Origin of the sequence: Desulfovibrio sp. 1188_IL3213 (genome assembly GCF_036763145.1) — a bacterium.
Lineage (GTDB): Bacteria > Desulfobacterota > Desulfovibrionia > Desulfovibrionales > Desulfovibrionaceae > Desulfovibrio.
The window spans coordinates 1-1,952 of sequence record NZ_JBAIYR010000417.1 but is presented as its reverse complement, the minus strand read 5'-3'; the positions used below and the strand labels follow the sequence as shown (position 1 = coordinate 1,952).

General features: G+C 57.9%; 1 protein-coding gene and 1 pseudogene. Both read left to right on the top strand.

Annotation, left to right across the window (positions count from 1 at the left end; all coding sequences use genetic code 11):
• The first annotated feature begins 632 nt into the window (after positions 1–632).
• Entirely contained in the window at positions 633–1,691 is a 1,059-nt protein-coding gene (locus tag V6C16_RS12115; protein ID WP_333543315.1) for an adenosine deaminase, read from the top strand.
• Positions 1,688–1,952 (top strand): annotated as a pseudogene (locus V6C16_RS12110) (Hsp70 family protein); the annotation flags it as partial. The gene V6C16_RS12115 and the pseudogene V6C16_RS12110, both read left to right, overlap by 4 nt.

Sequence of the window (1,952 nt, the reverse complement as noted above, 5' to 3'; positions counted from 1 at the left end):
GTCTGCCAAAAGTGAAATGTTCTGCATTTAGAGCACCTTCACTTCTAGAGCATTTTAACTTTGAAAAAGTGTGAATGCTCTAACGCTGTACGAAAGTGCAGCGCGCCACAATGTGGCGTGGATTCAGGCGAAAATCGCATTTTTCGGCTGAATGAAAACTTTGAAATGTGAAGCATTTCAAAGTTAATCTGCTCCAGAGCAATTTTTCTTTGAAACTGCTCTGGCGAATGCGGGAGCAGACGCCCGCCGCGGAGGCGTAAGCGCAGCTTCAGCCGTTACGACAAAGGAAGTTACGGACGAAGACAGCAGAGCTGTTTACCTGCGCGGTTAAACGCCGGAGCGGGCGTCTTGGAAGCATTGAGAATAGATATTCTCAATGCGAAAATGCCATATTCGTCCTGTGGCCGCATGCTGACGCTCTGCTGACATGAAGTGCGGCACTCTGGTCACACAGGCCGCGTCCATGCGGGCATCCTGCCCCGTAACCCGCGCCGCCCCTTGACTTGACGGCAGCGTGCGCTACTTTTGACAGGCGTCCTGCGCTATGCGGCCTCTTTTTTGCGAAACCGGGCATTCACCCGCCGTACCCGCGGGAACCGCCCGGCAGCACCACAGCAAACGGGACAAACAGCATGACCATTACAAATTCCGATGCGTCCGCTCCCCATATCGACACCCTTGCGGATGAAACTCTTGAAAAAATAGCGTCCTTTCCCGGCGACTACGCGCAGCACCGCCAGTTGCTCTCGGACCTCAAGGAAGACCTCGTGGCCCGGTGCGCAGCAAAAAGCGCCGATGCAGACATTCCGGAAGAACTGCGCTGGAGCCTTGCCCGCGACATGCCGGATTTCTCCACCGATGCCCTGTACGTAAAAAGATATTCCCTGCTCAGCATGGCGGGCATTGTTTTTCTGGGCTTTTTCGCCGGGGGCCTTTTATCGGGCCTGCTGGGTCTCATTGATATGGGCGGGGGCATTCTGCGCGTGGCAACGGTGCTCGGCATGCTTTACGGCGCGGAATATCTGGCGGGCAACCCCAAGGCGCGCACGCGCATGCTGGGCTTTCTGGGCCTGGGAACCCTCGCAGCGTTCGCCGCCAGCCTTGCCGCGGGCATTTTGCGCCTCACCTCCTGGGCGGACTTCAAAAGCGCCGTCTTTGGCACAAGCGGCGGCGCTGGCCTGCTCAAACGCCTGTATTTGTTGCTGGGCGCGGCATTCCTGTTCGTTCTGCTTGCCAAAAAAACCACGTCCCTGGACGTGGAGGCATTCAGGCTTTCCCTGCGGCGTCAGGCTCAGGAGCGCGCCCGCTGGCTCACCACATTCTTTTCGGTATGGGACAAGCTCCATGCGGAAATTGACATTCTCAGCGAAAGCGATCATCAGCCCCGGCATGCAGGCAGATGTCCCAGAAACGATTGCCCGCTGGCCCTTGGCGTTGCCCACCTTCTGGACGGCATGAATGAGCAGACCAGACATTTTCTTTCGGAACAGCTCGCTTTTATGGGCTATGCCCCCGGCGAAGACGGCAGTCATATCATATGGGATGAAGATACCCACGCCGGGCTTTATGACAGGGTGGGCCTTGTGTCCAACGGCGACCGTTGCCGCGTTTTGCGCCGCTACACCCGCGCCGGAGACAGCATCATAAAGGGCCACGTGCAAAAAGAAGCCGCCCAGGAGGCCGGGGCATGAAAATACTTGGCATAGACCTCGGCACCAGCAATACCTACATCTACGGAACGCACAGGCATTCCGTGGCGCCTCAGCCCGTGGTGCTGCCCCGCGTCGGCGCAGCGGACGGCTGCGTGGAAACAGTCATTCTGTATGAAGACGACATGCCGCGCCTCATAGGGCATCCGGCTGAAAGCGAATACTACGCCAACGCGGCCATGCGGTCCCGGCGCAACCTGCGCTGCCAGTTCAAGCCCGAAACAGGCGAAGACGGGTCAGAAG